The 16105-nt window shown below is 50.3% G+C and carries 16 protein-coding genes; 11 read left to right on the top strand and 5 right to left on the bottom strand.

Going from position 1 to position 16105, the window contains the following annotated elements:
- Positions 1–56 precede the first annotated feature (56 nt).
- From AWQ23_RS00330 to AWQ23_RS00320, 3 genes are all read right to left on the bottom strand, one after another.
- Positions 57–1565 (bottom strand): bifunctional UDP-sugar hydrolase/5'-nucleotidase, encoded by a 1509-nt coding sequence (locus tag AWQ23_RS00330; protein WP_062431599.1) that lies wholly within the window; start codon positions 1563–1565, stop codon positions 57–59.
- A 105-nt stretch (positions 1566–1670) separates the two neighbouring features.
- Positions 1671–4673 carry a UPF0182 family protein gene (locus tag AWQ23_RS00325; protein WP_062431597.1) on the bottom strand — a complete coding sequence of 1001 codons (3003 nt, stop codon included), beginning with the start codon at positions 4671–4673 and terminating at the stop codon, positions 1671–1673.
- A 43-nt stretch (positions 4674–4716) separates the two neighbouring features.
- Positions 4717–5217, bottom strand: coding sequence for a hypothetical protein (locus tag AWQ23_RS00320; protein WP_062431595.1), 501 nt, complete (start codon positions 5215–5217; stop codon positions 4717–4719).
- 89 nt (positions 5218–5306) lie between these two features.
- Between AWQ23_RS00320 and rnc the strand changes: the two genes are divergently transcribed.
- Positions 5307–6032, top strand: a complete 726-nt coding sequence (gene rnc, locus AWQ23_RS00315) for a ribonuclease III (protein ID WP_062431593.1) — start codon at positions 5307–5309, stop codon at positions 6030–6032.
- Between the two features lie 107 nt (positions 6033–6139).
- Here the strand turns inward: rnc and mutT are convergent, their stop codons facing one another.
- On the bottom strand, positions 6140–6538 hold the full coding sequence (gene mutT, locus AWQ23_RS00310; protein ID WP_062431591.1) for an 8-oxo-dGTP diphosphatase MutT: 399 nt from the start codon (positions 6536–6538) through the stop codon (positions 6140–6142).
- 151 nt (positions 6539–6689) lie between these two features.
- Between mutT and AWQ23_RS00305 the strand changes: the two genes are divergently transcribed.
- The 10 genes from AWQ23_RS00305 (at position 6690) to AWQ23_RS00260 (ending at position 12844) form a co-directional block, all read left to right on the top strand.
- Positions 6690–6899 (top strand): hypothetical protein, encoded by a 210-nt coding sequence (locus tag AWQ23_RS00305; RefSeq protein WP_012305700.1) that lies wholly within the window; start codon positions 6690–6692, stop codon positions 6897–6899.
- 26 nt (positions 6900–6925) lie between these two features.
- A complete protein-coding gene (gene accD / locus AWQ23_RS00300) occupies positions 6926–7885 on the top strand; it encodes an acetyl-CoA carboxylase, carboxyltransferase subunit beta (protein ID WP_062431589.1) in 960 nt (319 codons plus the stop codon).
- 217 nt (positions 7886–8102) lie between these two features.
- Positions 8103–9002: a hypothetical protein gene (locus AWQ23_RS00295; RefSeq protein WP_232308926.1), complete on the top strand. Its 900-nt coding sequence runs from the start codon at positions 8103–8105 to the stop codon at positions 9000–9002.
- Positions 9003–9098: 96 nt separating this feature from the next.
- Positions 9099–9338, top strand: coding sequence for a FitA-like ribbon-helix-helix domain-containing protein (locus AWQ23_RS00290; protein WP_012305697.1), 240 nt, complete (start codon positions 9099–9101; stop codon positions 9336–9338).
- A 3-nt stretch (positions 9339–9341) separates the two neighbouring features.
- Entirely contained in the window at positions 9342–9764 is a 423-nt protein-coding gene (locus tag AWQ23_RS00285; protein ID WP_232308925.1) for a type II toxin-antitoxin system VapC family toxin, read from the top strand.
- On the top strand, positions 9761–10453 hold the full coding sequence (locus AWQ23_RS00280; RefSeq protein WP_062431585.1) for a ComF family protein: 693 nt from the start codon (positions 9761–9763) through the stop codon (positions 10451–10453). Before AWQ23_RS00285 ends, AWQ23_RS00280 begins: the two co-directional genes overlap by 4 nt.
- A gap of 68 nt (positions 10454–10521) precedes the next feature.
- Complete coding sequence (efp, locus tag AWQ23_RS00275) at positions 10522–11079, top strand: elongation factor P (protein WP_012305694.1); 558 nt, start codon at positions 10522–10524, stop codon at positions 11077–11079.
- An 85-nt stretch (positions 11080–11164) separates the two neighbouring features.
- Positions 11165–11662, top strand: coding sequence for an acetyl-CoA carboxylase biotin carboxyl carrier protein (accB, locus tag AWQ23_RS00270; RefSeq protein ID WP_062431583.1), 498 nt, complete (start codon positions 11165–11167; stop codon positions 11660–11662).
- Positions 11663–11725: 63 nt separating this feature from the next.
- Positions 11726–12073, top strand: a complete 348-nt coding sequence (locus AWQ23_RS00265) for a helix-turn-helix transcriptional regulator (RefSeq protein WP_012305692.1) — start codon at positions 11726–11728, stop codon at positions 12071–12073.
- 117 nt (positions 12074–12190) lie between these two features.
- Positions 12191–12844 carry a DUF3318 domain-containing protein gene (locus AWQ23_RS00260; protein ID WP_012305691.1) on the top strand — a complete coding sequence of 218 codons (654 nt, stop codon included), beginning with the start codon at positions 12191–12193 and terminating at the stop codon, positions 12842–12844.
- Positions 12845–12856: 12 nt separating this feature from the next.
- On the opposite strand, the gene AWQ23_RS00255 is transcribed toward AWQ23_RS00260, so the two are convergent.
- Positions 12857–15991 (bottom strand): hybrid sensor histidine kinase/response regulator, encoded by a 3135-nt coding sequence (locus tag AWQ23_RS00255; protein ID WP_062431581.1) that lies wholly within the window; start codon positions 15989–15991, stop codon positions 12857–12859.
- Positions 15992–16105: the final 114 nt, after the last annotated feature.

The following is a 16105-nucleotide window of genomic DNA, read 5'->3' as shown; positions in this document are numbered from 1 at the left end:
TCCCTTATGAAGGGAGACTTCTTGTTCCCCACCGCTGGAGGGGCTAAGGGAAAGTTCTAATCGGCCCATTGCTGCTGGAGTTGTTGAATGAAGGCAAAGCGCACATCTTCTCCCGTTTCGAGCAAAGTCACATCGGGATGTTCAGGCGTCAAGAAATCGAGGCCCGTTTCCCGCCCGGAGATGAGAAATTCCGTCGCTGCGACCCGATAAATGCGTTCGGGATCTAAAGGGCGATCGCCAATTTGCCAGGTTTGACTTTCCGGAACAAAGGTCACCCCCGCCGTTTGCAAATATCCCCCCGTGCCGCGATTGGCCAAGCCCTGATTCAGAATTCGTTCCAGAGTTACCCCCTTAATCTCAACGGTGGCTAAATTTCCCCCGAAGGGCAAAATCCGAATCACATCATACTGAGACAAAGGGCCGGGAGGCAGCACATCATCAACACGGATCGAACCGCCATTAAAAATGGCTAATTCGGCAGCGGGTGTCGCCGTTAACATTGACTGGGCAATGATTTCCGTTAACGCCGTCGGTTGGTTGCGCACGGAACTTTCCAAACCATCTAGGGCGATTGGACTTTCGGTAATGATTTGCTCTGGTTCAAAACCATCAGCCCGAAAACCATCAAAGGCCAGTTGCTGCCAATAATTAACCTCCTGCTCTGTTTCTGGATCTGCGGCGATCGCCTCAGTAATCGGTTGCAAGTGCGATTGAACTGTAAGCTGCTCCGTTTCTGTGTCGTAGCTGAGATTGTGGAGATAAACCGTGCGAGCATTGGCATCGGCCTTGAAAATCGGCGTAAAATCCGCACCACGCCACTGTTGAATATTTTCATGGTCGTGACCTCCCAGGATTAGGTCAATTTCCGGGATATTTTCCGCAAGATAATGGTCATCCTGCATCGCCAGGTGAGTGACCGCCACAATAATATCTGTCTGCGCCTCTAATTCTGCGACGAGGATTTCCATCTGTTCTAGGGGGTCGAGGTAGGTGACGTAATCCACGGGATTGCTCGGAATTACCACCCCCACAAAACCAATCCGCACCGGAGTTTCCGCCTCACCATAAATGGTTTCAATCACGTAGGGAGGCACATTATCCCAGGGTTCCCCCGCCGCCGTCAGGACATTCCCCGAAAACCACTGGAAGTCTGATTCTGCTAGGCGTTGCTTGAACTGGGATTCACTAATGTCAAATTCGTGGTTACCGAAGGTTGCAAGATCCAAGCCCACTTGGTTCATCACCGCCACAATTTGTTTTCCTGCGAGGCGATCGCCATCCACCACCGCAGTCCCCAAGGCCGACGGACTAAATAAATCCCCAGCTAGAACGGTGAAAGTGTGGGGATTTTCGGCGAGCAGTTCCTTGCGTAGGGTCGCCAGCCGTGCCAGCCCCCCCGTTGCCCCACCACCCAGGGGCGTAATTTCATAGACATCATTGAGGTGAAGCAGTTGCAATTCTACCGTTTCGGCCCAGAGAGATAGGGGGGCGATCGCCAAACTGACCATGGCCCCAGACACCAGCACCGTAGAACGAACGACCTTCCCAAAGCAATCAAAAAACATGGGTCATTACCAAATCCATCACTAATCCCTTCATGATGGTTTAGGTCACCGCCGCAGAAGGCGATCGCTCATAAATTGTGATATTTACGCTGAAGGGCAATTTCCCTAGACAGGTGGTGGAACGACCACATCTGTTTCTAGATCCCGAAAAATCGTCTCCTCCTGGGGCGCTACTTGCTCCGGACGAAAAATCGTGTTGAGGGCTGTTTCCAAGGTGCGGGACATCACAATTTGGTTGTTATAAACCACGATCACCCGTGCCAAGGTCGGGACGCTATTTTCTTCGGCCTCTAGGTAAAGGGGTTCCACATAGAGGAGCGACTGTTCAATGGGAATTACCAATAACTTGCCCTGCACTGCCCGGGAACCTTCTCGATTCCAGAGGGAAATTTGCTGGGAAATAACCGGGTCTTGTTTAATGAGGGCTTCAATTTGATCCGGCCCATAAATCAACTTCTGTTTCGGGAATTGGTAAAGTAACAGCTTGCCGTAATGTTCTCCATCGGCGCGACCCGCTAACCAAGCAATTAAGTTAGGGCGACTGGTGGGGGTATAGGGATGGAGCAAAATAAATTCCTCTGAAGTGGCCGTGGGTAGCCGCATGATCAGATAGTAGGGGGCGATCTCCTGGGGTTCATTTCCATAAACTTCCTGGGGAATTTCCCACTGGTCTTCGCGGTTATAAAAAACCTGGGGATCCTGCATGTGATAGCTCAGGAGGCGTTCGGACTGCACATTAAACAAATCAGTTGGATAGCGCAGGTGTTCTTTTAAACCATCGGGCAATTCGGCAAAGGAACGAAACAATTCTGGAAAGGCCCTTGCCCAAGTTTGGATCATCGGATCGGCGGCATCGGCGATATAAAAACGCACTGTGCCATTGTAGGCATTGATCACCACCTTAACGGAGTTGCGGATGTAGTTGAAGGGATGTTCCCCCGGATCGGCATAGGGATAATGGTCACTGGTGGTGTAGGCATCCAAAATCCAATAGAGGTAATTTTTTTCACCGAGGCGGTTGGTCTCACCAATGTCGGCTGACACGAGGTAGGGATCACGGTCAAACCGCAAAAATGGGGCGATCGCCCGCACCCGTTGATTAATATTGCGCCGCATCAACAAGCGAGTATCACCGGTGAGATCATTGGATAACAAAATCCGCCAATCCCGGAGATATTGCGCGAAAAACAAACGTTTCAAAGGATTCCCAAAGGCAATGCCCCCCGTCCCGTCATAGGTGTTGTAGCGGTTATCTTCCCCACTGGGATAGTCCAATTCCTGCACCTTGGTATCGGTCATCACGTAGTTATTGGTCAGCTCACCGTAGTAAATGCGCGGTTGACCAATGGGAATTGCCTCCCGTACCGCTGGGGTTAAGGTGGTCAAATTGCCATTATCTGCCGTCGCCCCGGCCCCAATATCCTGTACATAATATTGCGGTAAGCCAGTCTCCTCAGCCCGGTTGACTGGGCTCACCGTAAAGCCATAGCCATGGGTATAAATGAGATGCTTGTTCACCCAAGTCTTTGCTTGTTCTGGCACCGCTTCATAATCTAGCTCCCTGGGGGCAATGATCACCTGTTGTTGGCTAGGATTTTGGTCTGGGTTTAGGCGTAGGGTATAGCGATCAATATCAGCATCCGAAAAGCGATAATACAGCCGGATTTGCTGCAATTGGCGGTTAGTTTGCAGGATGGGGCGACTGTCCCATAGGCGGATGTTGTTGATGGTTAGGGGATTGCTGTCAATATCGCTGGCGGTGAGTTCTCCTTCTGGGTTAAACACCCGTGATTCGATGGCATCCAGCCCAAAGGCCCTGCGGGTTGAGGCGATGCTGTATTCCAGATAGGGACGCTCCCGGGCTAATTCATTCGGTTGCACGATGAGACGTTGAGTCCCGGCAGAGAGAATGGCACCGATGGCCATAACGCCGATATACAAAATAATGCCCTTTAAGACCTGGGGCTGTTGGCGACGGATAGAAACGGTACGGCGGTGGGGATAACGCCAGAATTGCCCTAAACACCAAGCGGCGATCGCCAAGGCCAAAACTGTGAGGAGAATTTCCACGTGTTGATCGACGTTGAGATTGGTATAGCTCACCCCATAAACCACCCCAAGCTTGGAGTAGAGCAGCTCATAACGTACTAACCAATGGCGTCCGGCCACGGCAAGGAAGAGGAGGCCCGCCAAGAGATTGAGATGCCGTAACTGGGCTGGACTAAAGCCCGGAAACTGTCCCTGGGAAAAACTATCGCCAGACAGCAGATAGTACAGGGTCACACTTACCAAGCCATAGAGAAATAAACCCTCAAACCAAAAGTCGAGGATTTGCCACAGGGGCAGGGTAAAAACATAGAAACCAGCATCATGGTTATAAATCGGATCGATTTGACTGAAGGGCACTCCAAACCAACCCTGGAATATCCGCACCCAATTATTCGCCAGGATCGTCCCGAAACAGAGACTTAAAACCACGGCGATCGCCCGCAAGGAAAACCACCGTCGCCAAAGGATGCCTCCCAACACCACCGCAGCTAACCCCAAACGCCAAATTTGCTGTTGGGTAAATTGCCACAAACTGCGCAATGATTTGAATGCCAGGGGATCCGGTAAAGCAGGGGTAATTAGCGGCAGGCTCATGTCCCGTTGTCCCATCTCCCAGACCACCGAGCCGTAGTGGAACAAAATCAAGACAATCAACAGGCTAAACCCGGCCATTAACAGCAGTAATCCCCGAAAATTGATCGCCGGTGATTCGGGAATTTTCTTGTGATAGGGGATGGGTTCGAGGAAAAATTTTTGCCACCATTGCAACGGAGGCCGGGGCACATTGGTTTGGCGATCGCCCCCCGACTGATCCGGGATTATTTGCCATTCCTGGCGGTCAACCACCCGGTAATTTATCCAGAGGAACACAAAGGAGCCACAAAAACCAAGGCTCCACAGGCCGATGCGTAGGGAAACCTGCTTCAAAAAGACAGAACGATATCCTAGCTCAGCGAACCAAAATTGTTCAACGAGGAAACGGGAGACTAATTCAAATAGACCCCAGCCGGCGGTGATCGCACAGCATAGATAGATAATTAGTGACCATTTTTTATCCATGGTGCCGATTGTATCGACTTGCTGGCCTAAAAATCACGCTCGATCAATAATTCCGGAAAATTGGCCGCCCGCACTTTTGTAAGATGCCTGGGGGAATCGGTTTACCGCTGGCGAGGCGTTGTTGTTGGCCCGGAGGGAGGCAGCGGCGATCCACGTCGTAAAAGTAATAGCCTTGGGAAGTTTGGGAACGGGAGCCATTCAGCAGCAGATCGACAAGAATTTCTTGGATGGTGCGGCGATCGCCCGTTTGGCCCCAAAACAAAGAAAAAAGCTGATTCCGAAAAAAATCATCCCCCTGTAACTGGGTAAAGTGGCTGTCTGGAATGGTTTGATATTGACTACGAATATCGGCCAGGATGCCTTGCCACGTTTGGCGGCCAGGAAGCCCCTGACTAGACCCCGAAGATTGCTGCACGATTGTCGGTTCGGGTTTGCGATCTGGTTTGGCGATCGCCCCAGGGCTGGGAAATAAGCCCGCCGCGACCAAGGCAAAGCCTAGGGTTAACTGAGTGAGCCGTGTGATCCGTTGCCCAAAAAAGCCCATAATTCTCCGCTGATGTTGCCTCAAATTGCTATGGTGTAGAGAGTAGACGAAAATCACCAAGCAAAGTTCCCTGATTTTGCCATCTTAGTATTTCCATGGTTCCTCCCCAACGTCAAAAAAGCCTCCGTCGCCTCATCGATCGCCTCGGCCTCCCCGATTACCATGGTATGCGCTGGGATTTACTGGATCTGGCCCTCACTCACCCCAGCATTTCCCCCGACAAAAATTATGAACAGTTAGAATTTATCGGCGATGCGGTGGTGCGTCTGGCCGCGTCTGAAGTGCTCTACGCCGAATATCCCGCTGAACCCGTGGGAGAATTTGCCGCCATTCGGTCGATCCTCGTGAGCGATCGCACCCTGGCAGAATTTGCCCACCGCTACAATCTCAAAAAATATTTGTCCTACCACGGCCATTATCACGGTGCTGGGGAAATTTCCCTGTTGGCCGATGCCTTTGAAGCGATGTTGGGGGCTTTATTTCTCACCACCAACGATTTAAGCCTTGTGCATCCTTGGCTCGACGAACATCTCCGCCACAAAGCTGCTGAGATTAAACAAGATCCAGCCCGGGAAAACTATAAAGATGCCCTGCAAACCTGGAGCCAAGGGGAATACCAAAAACTCCCCACCTACCAAGTGACTGAAAATCCGGAATTTCGCCACGAAGAAGAACGATTTTTGGCGGAAGTGAAGTTGGGAGATACTTTGCTTGGGAAAGGGGTTGGTCGTTCTAAAAAAGCCGCTGAACAAGCTGCCGCCCGCATGGCCTTTGAGGCGATCGCCCCCCTCGAAAATTTCACGCCCCAGTCATAGAAAAGCGCCCGGAGATCTGGCCTGAGTTACGATCCCCCGACGCCCTTCTATTGTCCTCACACCCAAACTAAGATTCTTAGACGATTAGCCCAGATTGAGGGTTCCATTTAGCTTTCTTGAATTGCCTCGATGATCGCTTGATTGGCTTCTGGAAACTGATATTGCCCCAATTCACCGGGATTGACCCACAAAATCTCTGCACATTCAAGGGGTTTGGCCTCTCCGGCCAGGACACTGCACCAATGCACATGGAGTGAAACTTTGAATTTCGGGTAATCATGTTCAATTAAAATAAGGCGATCGCCCACCTCGACCTGGAGATTAATTTCTTCTTGGATTTCCCGCGCAATACAGGCTTCTACTGTTTCCCCTGGTTCGATCTTCCCCCCAGGAAACTCCCACAGGCCCGCCATTTCCCCTTGGTCTAAACGGCGATCAATTAAAATTTTTCCTTGGCGATCACGAATAACGGCGACACCGATCTGCTTATGGGGCAAAGGCGACATTTTTTTTACTCCGCACACAAGATAAACTCGATCATTATAGGAGATGGCTCCCGCCGCATTTGCTCAGATCAATTGAGGTTTTTGTTGAAATAAACCATTTAGAATTGTCCTTGTGCTTTGGGCACCTCTACCTTTTGTCTTTTTCTAAACTGTGACTTGGATTACAATTAAAACCACAAAAGCCCGTTGGGAAGCTGAGATGATGGGAGAAATTCTCACCGCCCACAGTATCCCCAACCGCGTTTTAGATATTGGACTGGGCATTTATTTTGGGCAAGGAAGCCAAGCTGCCCTCCAGGTGCGATCGCCTGATCAATGGACCGCCTTACTCCTGCTCAGTCCCCCAGAAGATGACCCCTAAACCCTTGTGTTTCGCCCTAATCGCCTATGTCTCTTTTTGATTGGTTTGCCGCAAATCGCCAAAATTCTGAAACCCAGCTCCAGCCCCAACAGGAGCGCGAGATTGCCGATGGCCTCTGGACGAAATGCAAATCCTGCGATGCCCTCACCTACACTAAAGACCTCCGCAACAATCAAATGGTCTGTAAGGAGTGTGGCTTCCATAACCGGGTCGGCAGTCGGGAACGGGTACGCCAATTGATTGACGAAGGCACCTGGACAGAAATTGGTCAGAATGTCGCGCCGACCGACCCCCTCAAATTCCGCGACAAAAAAGCCTATAGCGATCGCCTCAAAGATTACCAAGAAAAAACAAGCCTCACCGATGCTGTAATCACTGGCACAGGACTGATTGACGGTTTGCCCCTTGCTTTAGCAGTGATGGACTTTGGCTTTATGGGCGGCAGCATGGGATCCGTCGTCGGCGAAAAAATTTGTCGCCTCGTAGAACATGGCACCGCCGAAGGTTTACCCGTGGTGGTTGTTTGTGCTTCTGGTGGAGCGAGGATGCAAGAGGGCATGCTCAGTCTGATGCAAATGGCGAAAATCTCTGGTGCCCTCGAACGCCATCGCACCAAAAAATTACTCTACATCCCTGTCCTGACTAATCCCACCACTGGGGGCGTCACCGCTAGCTTTGCGATGTTGGGAGATTTGATTCTTGCCGAACCCAAAGCAACCATCGGTTTTGCTGGACGCCGCGTCATTGAACAAACATTGCGCGAAAAACTTCCTGACGATTTCCAGACGTCTGAATATTTACTCCAACATGGGTTTGTCGATGCGATTGTGCCCCGCACTGAATTGAAAAAAACCCTCGCCCAAATGATTAGTCTCCATCAGCCCTTTCACCCGATTTTGCCGGAGCTACAATTGGCTCCCCATGTGGAAAAAGAAAAAGTCTACGAGCCCATTGCCTCTACCTCGACCAACGACTTTTACAAGTAGACAAAGTAAGTAAAAAACATTGCCGTGATTAGCATAAACAATGGCACCCTTTAGGGATTTTGTTGCTAAATGTACTGTTATTACTGGCATTCATGTTAACTTTGATTAAACATCTCTTTGCATCGACCCAAACAATGGCTTGATAGGGCGTCGCGGAGAGACATTTTTCTTTAGGCATCAATTTAGGTTGAGCGGGAGTCGGGATATGGAAAATGTCATGAATCAGACTTGGCAAAAGACAGCTCTCAGCTGGGAATATCACAAGGCAGCCAATCCGCGTTTAGCAGATGTACCCATTCGTGCATTTCCAGCCAGTCTCCATGAATCCGGTGAAACACGGGTCATCCCCCTCGACCTTGCGGTGGAACTGGGGACAAAATACCCCGCCACGACTCCGAATCTTCTCGCCAACTACATTCGGATTAATGCTGAGGAACAGATTCCGGCGATCGCCGCTTCCAGTTCTGAAGTTTTTTATGTGATGCGCGGTGCCGGGCGTACCGAAACTGAATATGGCGTGCTCGAATGGAAAAAAGGTGACTCCTTTACCCTGCCAATGAATGCAGGCGTTACCCACTATGCCGATGAAGATAGTGCGCTCTATTGGGTTCACGATGCGCCGATGTTGGCTTATCTTGGCGTTCGGCCCACTGCCCCCCGCTTTGAACCGGCTTTCTACGCTAGCGAATATCTCAACAGCGAAATTGAACGTATCCGGGAAGAAGGCATTCGCCGCAACCTCAACCGTAACGGTGTAATTTTAGGCAACCCCGAAAGCGAAGCAACCCGCACCGCCACCCACACCATGTGGTCTTTGTATAATCTGGTGCCGCCCCATTCTTCCCAAAAGCCCCACCGTCACAATTCCATTGCCTTAGATTTAGCGGTTTCAGCGAAAGAAAATACCTACACGTTGATCGGCAAATCCCTTGATAACGATGGCAATATCATCAACCCAGTGAAAGTAATGTGGCAGCCCAATAGCGTTTTTGTAACGCCGCCGAGCCTTTGGCATTCCCACCACAATGAGTCTGACGAAGATGCCTTTGTTTTTCCGGTACAGGATGCAGGGATGCAAATTTATATGCGTACCCTAGACATTCAATTCGCCAAGTAATGAAAAACACTCGTTAGTGCAGATTACTCCTTCTGTCTGAGGGAGTTTTTTTATGACACATTACAATCGAAGTTAGACAATTACGCCTAAAAAAATATGGCCAGCATCTCAATTCACGATTTAGATCGGCATCTCAGCGAGCGTTTACAAGAACGTGCCCAGAAACATGGACGTACCCTCGAAGCAGAAATTATTGATATATTGCAAAAAGCTTTAGTTGCAGAGGAGTCATCACAAAATTTGGTGGAGGCGATCGCCCAACATTTTCAAGAATTCGATGAATTTGAAATTCCCTTACCCCCCCGGGAAAAAATTCGCGATGTCTTTCTCGCTTGAAGCATGGTGATTATTTTAGATACAAATGTTCTTTCTGAGCTCATGAAGCCCCAAGGCTCTCATCTGGTGAAAGCTTGGATTGCCCAAAAAAACCGTACAGAACTTTTTATTACGGCGATCACTCAAGCAGAAATTCTTTATGGTATTGCCACTTTGCCAGAGGGACAGCGACAGGAGCAGCTTACTCAATCGGCTCGGAATATGTTCCAAATGGAGTTTCGCCATAAGATTCTCGCTTTTGATGATGAGGCCGCTATTGCTTTTGCAGACATTTCATCTGCGCGGCGAAGACAAGGAAGGCCAATATCTCAGTTTGATGCTCAGATTGCGGCGATTTGTTTGATCAACCAAGGTATTATCGCGACTCGCAACATTGACGATTTTCATCATTGTGGCATCGATGTTGTTAATCCTTGGCAATCATGAAACTTTTTCAAGATTTCTTTTCCCTATTTCTTCAGGATAAATGTCCCCTCTGCGATCGCCCTGGAGAACATATCGTCTGTCGGGACTGCGATCGCCAATTACAAAAAACAAAGCTCATCAATCCTAAACGCCACTGGCAAAACGATCTGCCGCTATTCGTCTGGGGTCAGTATGACGGCAGCCTCAAACGGGCGATCGCCACAATGAAATACGACAATTGCCCTCAACTGGGACGCTGGCTCGGTACCCAATTGGGTTCACAATGGCGAAAATCCTTTCCCAACCAGCAAAAATTAACCGTTATCCCTATCCCAATGCACCCCGCAAAACAACAGCAACGGGGTTTTAACCAAGCAGAAATTATCGCCCGTCAATTTGCCCAAGTCACCGGATTGCGCTACGAAGCCCAGCTTCTCCAACGCCCAAAAGCGACCCAAGCCCTCTTTGAACTGACGGTGGCACAACGACAACGGGAACTGCAACGGGCTTTTTCCCTTAACCCTAAAGTCATATCCCAAGGATTGCGCCAGCCTATTTTGCTGATCGACGACATTTACACAACGGGGACAACGGCCACCGAAGCCCAACAAACCCTTGTGCGTGGGGGCTTAGAAGTTTGCGGCATTGCGGCGATCGCCACGCCTAAAACTGGAAAAACACCTCCCCCCGAAAGCAGTGGAGGAATTTAGCCGGAAATTTCCCTATCAACGGTAGAATATGGTTTGATTATGCAAGCCCGTAATGTTGCTAAAGCTCCATGATTTCAAGTAATGACTTTCGTACTGGTACATCCATCGAATTAGACGGTTCAGTGTGGCGCGTCGTCGAATTTCTCCACGTTAAACCCGGTAAAGGTTCCGCCTTTGTCCGGACAAAACTAAAAAACGCCCAAACAGGCAGCGTCGTTGAAAAAACATTCCGCGCTGGTGAAACCGTTCCCCAAGCGATCCTCGACAAACGCACCATGCAACATACCTATAAAGAGGGCGAGCAGTTTGTCTTTATGGATATGGAAACCTATGAGGAAGTCCGCCTAACGGAAGCGCAAATTGGCGATCGCGTTAAATACTTGATGGAAGAAATGGAAGTTAATGTCCTCTTCTGGAACAGCCAAGTCATTGACGTTGAACTCCCGAATACCGTTGTCCTCGAAGTCACGGAGACAGATCCTGGTGTGAAAGGCGACACGGCCACAGGGGGCACCAAACCCGCCATTGTTTCCACAGGGGCTCAGGTCAATGTGCCTCTTTTTATCTCGATTGGTGAGCGCATTAAGATCGATACCCGCACCGATACTTATCTCGGTCGCGAATAAAGCCCCAAAGCTTTTTTGGAGATCCGCACTAATCCTGGCTTGGATCTCCCCCCTACCCATGCAGTTGTGAGGAATAACCTGTTCTGTGGCTATTAATTTACAAGAGATCCAAGAACTTCTATCCACCATCGGCCAAACCAATGTCACCGAGTTTGAACTCAAAACCGATGATTTTGAACTCCGTGTGAGCAAAGGTACTGTTGTGGCTGCTCCCCAGACGATGGTGATGCCCGAGGCGATCGCCCAACCAGCGACGTCCACTCCCGTTGTTTCTCAACCGACTGCAACCCCAGAAGCCCCCCAAGCGGAAACCCCGGCTCTCAGTGCGAGCATTGATGATAAGTGGGTCGCCATTACCTCTCCCATGGTGGGAACGTTTTACCGCGCGCCGGCCCCTGGTGAAGATCCCTTCGTTGCCGTCGGCGATCGCGTTGGCAATGGTCAAACTGTTTGCATCATCGAAGCGATGAAATTAATGAATGAGATTGAGGCAGAAGTCAGCGGTGAAGTTGTTAAAATTGCCGTTGAAGACGGCGAACCCATTGAATTTGGTCAGACCCTAATGTGGGTCAACCCAACCTAAGCGTTCCAATAATCAATTGATACAATAGTCTTAAACTATCTATTCCTTTTTCTGAGAAAACCAATGCCTGACGACCATCAGATGCCCCCAGAAGTTCTCCAACAGGTAGCTTCGTACTTTAGTGTTCTGGGAGAACCGATGCGGTTGAGGATTTTAGGTCTTTTACAGGACGGGGAACGCTGCGTCCAGGATTTGGTTCAGGCAACGGATACAAGCCAAGCAAACGTGTCTAAACACCTCAAGGTGATGCTCCAGGCAGGAATTTTACAGCGACGGAGTGAAGGAACTTCTGCCTATTATCGGGTCAGTGATGAGCTGATCTACGACCTGTGTAATTTAGTTTGTAATCGCTTGGCTGAGCGCATTGAAGAACAGGCAAAGAAGTTTCGCAATGCCTCTTTGACTTCCTAGGCGATCGCCTTTGTTGATGCTGTCCAAGGTTAACAAAAGGATTAGGTCACGAAAGTTTACAATTGTTATAACGAAGCAAGAATTTATTCCCTAGCCCACCTACAGATTGCCGATCCTATGACTTCCTATTCCACTTTTTCTGCCAGAGCCGAAATGAGTGAGCTGCGTCGCCTCAAGACGCTGTTGCCCCCTGAGTTGCAAAGTTGGGTAATGGTTGAGGGCACCACAGAAGTCAATCCCCCCCTCATCCGCTGCGAAGAATTAGGCAAAGATGAAGTCGAAATCCAAATTGATTTGGCGAAGTGGGAAAATCTCGCCATTGACCAACGCAACCTCTTGTTTTGGCATGAAGTCGCGAAGATCCAGAACGATACGATTCCCCGGGAAGGCTGGGAAATGGCCGCCCTCGCCATTGGTCTGGGGGGGGCTGTGGGCGAGCTTTGGGTTCAGGATGGTTTGCTCTTGGTTTTGGCGATCGCCCTTTGTGGTTTTTCGGGCTACCGACTATGGCAAAAAAATAGCGGTGAAAAACGGATGACCATCGCCATTGATGCCGATGAACAGGCGATTCGCCTCGCTACTCGGTTTGGTTATACCCTGCCCAATGCCTACAAGAGTTTGGGGAGTGCCCTTAAAGCCCTGATTGAGCAAACCCCCAACCGCCGCAAACGCAAAGATTACGAAACACGGCTCCAGTTCTTACGGAAGAGTGCCGCCAAAGCCAAGGCCCAGATGGAAGACCAACAGGTACGCCGTCCGAAAATGAGCTAATTCCTGTAGTAATTAAGGGGTGGCGATCGCCGCTGGTTTAGCCTTTGTTTCGGCGATCGCCCCTTGGAGGGTTTCGATTAACTCTTGATCTAAATAGGGCTTCGTTAAGTAGCCATTTGCCCCCAACTGCTGGGCCAACTGCCGGTAGCGTTTACTGCCCCGGGAAGTCAGCATTAGCACCGGAAGTTCCGCTTTCGGATGTTTTTTGCGACAGCGGCCGAGAAACTCAAAGCCGTTCATATTGGGCATTTCCACGTCACAAATAATCCCGACCACTTCAGGGTGAAGCTCCAGTTGGTTGAGGCCATCGGCACCGTCTTGGGCCTGGATGACACGATAACCGGCCTTTTGCAGGGTGGTGGAGAGGGTTTGTCGGGTCGTTAGAGAATCATCAATGGCGAGGACAGTCGGCAAGGTTAATTTTGGCTGGCGGGTCTGGAATTGGGGATTAATGATGGTTGTGTTGTGGCTATCTTTTTGGCAGACCCGTTCAATGAGGGCGGCACTATCTAGGACAGGAACCAGGCGACCATCCCCTAAAATAGTGCAACCAGAAATATACCGAGGTGAGGCGATCGCCGTCCCAAAGGGTTTGATCACCAGATCTTGTTCGAGGAGAATTTGATCGACCCGCAAACCAATCACTTCATTGGCCTGGGCCATGACCAAAACCATCTGTTGGCCCACTTGATTCCAAATATTACTAATATTGCCCTGGGCTAAAGAGCCAATTTGTTGCCGACTGGCAATGGCCGAAGCGGGATAATTAAAGCCACTCAGGAGGGCTTGGACGAGGGGCACTGTTTTCTCTTGCCAGCGGAACTGTTCTTGGTGACCATCTTTTGTGAGATCTGCTTTTTCGGCAGCGGCGATCGCCAACAAACTATTGATAGGCACCGCAAAGACACTCTCCTGACAACGGAAAATCAACAATTTTGTAATGGTCATACTCCAGGGGAGCCGGAGGGTAAAAGTTGTCCCTTGGCCTAGCTCAGAGGCCAGGGAAATATTCCCCTTGAGGGCGCGAATTTGCAGACGTACCGCATCGAGGCCCACCCCCCGACCCGATAAATGACTGACTTTTTCTGCTGTCGAAAAACCCGGAACAAAGAGTAATTCATACAGTTGTGACCGAGATAATTCCGCCGCTTCAGTGGCACTGACTAAGCCTTTGCGCACGGCTTTGGCACGGACTTTCTCAATGTCAATGCCGCGACCATCATCCTGGATTTCAAGGTAAGTAGAGTTGCCCCGGTTGTAGGCTTTGATTGTAATCGTGCCCGCTTCTGATTTATTGTGGGCAAGGCGCTCTTCGGGGGAGTCGATGCCATGGTCAAAGGCATTACGAACTAAGTGAACCAGAGGATCATAGAGCTTCGATAAAATCGCTCGATCCACAAGGGTATCGGTTCCTTCTAGGTTCAGGCTGACGGGTTTATTACCCTTAACGGAAAGATCACGCACAGTGCGCGGAAAACGGTTCAGAAGCTCCCCAATGGACAACATCCGCGCTTGGATTAGATTATTTTCTAGTTGTTTGAGGGTTTGTTGTCGTTGTTTGAGGGCCTGCTGATCCTGCTGAGCAATAAGAGTGGTGTCTTCAATGGTTTCACTGAGCTGGGCCATTTCCTCGGTCATGGTCGAAGCAAAAATGACAAATTGCGCCAACTGAGCCCGGGCCTGGGGATTTTTGACCACCAGTTCTTTGGCATATTCTTGGAATTGCGCGGTAATTTTATCGAAGCGACCATACCAGCGTTTGAGGGAATCGAGGGCGTCGCTGCTTTGTTTATTCCGGAGTAGGGCGCTGTTGTCCTGGGTGACTAATTCGCCGACCAGGCTGTTGAGGTGATTGAGGCGGCCCATGTCGAGGCGCACGCTGAGGCTATTGGTGTCGATGCTTGGTAGAACGGGATTGGCAGGGGGGGCGATCGCCTTTTCTGGAACCGGAGCCTTTTCTGGAATCGGAGCTGCTGCTGCAGAATTTGGAATTAACTTGGGTTCTAACGCCTCAGTCTGAGGAGGGCTGGGGGGAGTCTCGTCCTCGGTGGAAACAATATCATTCTGGATGATCGGTTCGCTGGGTTCCGGTTCATCCATGAGCACCAAGCTCGTGAGATCTACATCGACCTCCCCTAAGGCATCATCGGCCTCTAGGATCAGTTCAGCCAGATCAATGTCACTCAGGACGGGTCGCATCTCGGCTTTTGGTCGGGCATTTTGGGTTAAAAATTGGAGGGCGGCCAGTTCATCGGCATCGAGGGAAAGACCGTTTCCTAAATCTTCGCCATTGCCGTTATTCACGAGGTCATTGACCGTCTCTAGGGGAAGAGTTTCTGGTGCCATTGACGGGGAGGGAGTCTGGGTTTGGCTGAGTTGGTGGAGGGTGGCACTGGGTTCTCCTCCCCGGGTGCGATCGCCAGCGAGGACAGCAGCTTGACCCGCTTGAAAATCAGTAAGGGCGCAGCGGGCAATCTCCAGATACTGTTCAGCATTGGCTGCGAGGGCCGATTGGGCCACCTGGGCGATCGCCGCAAAGCCTTCGAGGTTCAACATATCGCCTAGGGTTGCCAAAACTTCCATTTGGGAAACGAGTTCCCCGTGGGGATTTTTCGTCGGCGGTTTGTTGACGTAATTTTCGAGGCGACCAAGGGCCTGGGGGACTTCTTCTTTGAAAATAAATTCAGTAATATCCCCTTCCATCTGCATTTCCGGCAGTTCTGCCGCTTCATCTAGGGCATGGCCTAACTTTTCTTCTAACTGGCTAAAGATCGGTTTTGCCCGTCCTAAAGCGTGGTCAGGGTCATATTCTCCTTGGTGAATTTGCTGATTGATGGGGTCTTGGAGGGCGTCATAGGCTTCGAGCAACAGGTTTTCCAGCTCCACATCGAATACAGTGTCTTCTTTATAAAGAGCCCGGATGCCGTTTTCTAGATCATGGGCGATCGCTTGGATGGCCATCAAGCCCACACAGGCGGCTCCCCCTTTAATGGAATGGGCGGCCCGCATCAAGCCATGGATTGTCGGCGTTTCGTGGTCTTGGCAGAGATTTATCAAACCCGTTTCGAGGTGCTGCAAAAGCGCCTGTGATTCCTGGACAAAGAATTCATAGGCTTGATCGTTTGTATCAACTGTTTCCTTGGCCATGATTGGATGATGATCCCCTACTCAACCGATGTGATGATGAAAAATAATGTTGCGATTGCGATGCGATATATCTCGACAGGGTGGGGAAAGGGCGATCGCCTCTCCCCTGTGCCC

Origin of the sequence: Picosynechococcus sp. PCC 73109, from assembly GCF_001521855.1 — a bacterium.
Taxonomy (GTDB): domain Bacteria; phylum Cyanobacteriota; class Cyanobacteriia; order Cyanobacteriales; family MRBY01; genus MRBY01.
The sequence above is the reverse complement of the archived record's forward strand: the minus strand, read 5'-3'. Positions and strand labels throughout refer to the sequence as shown.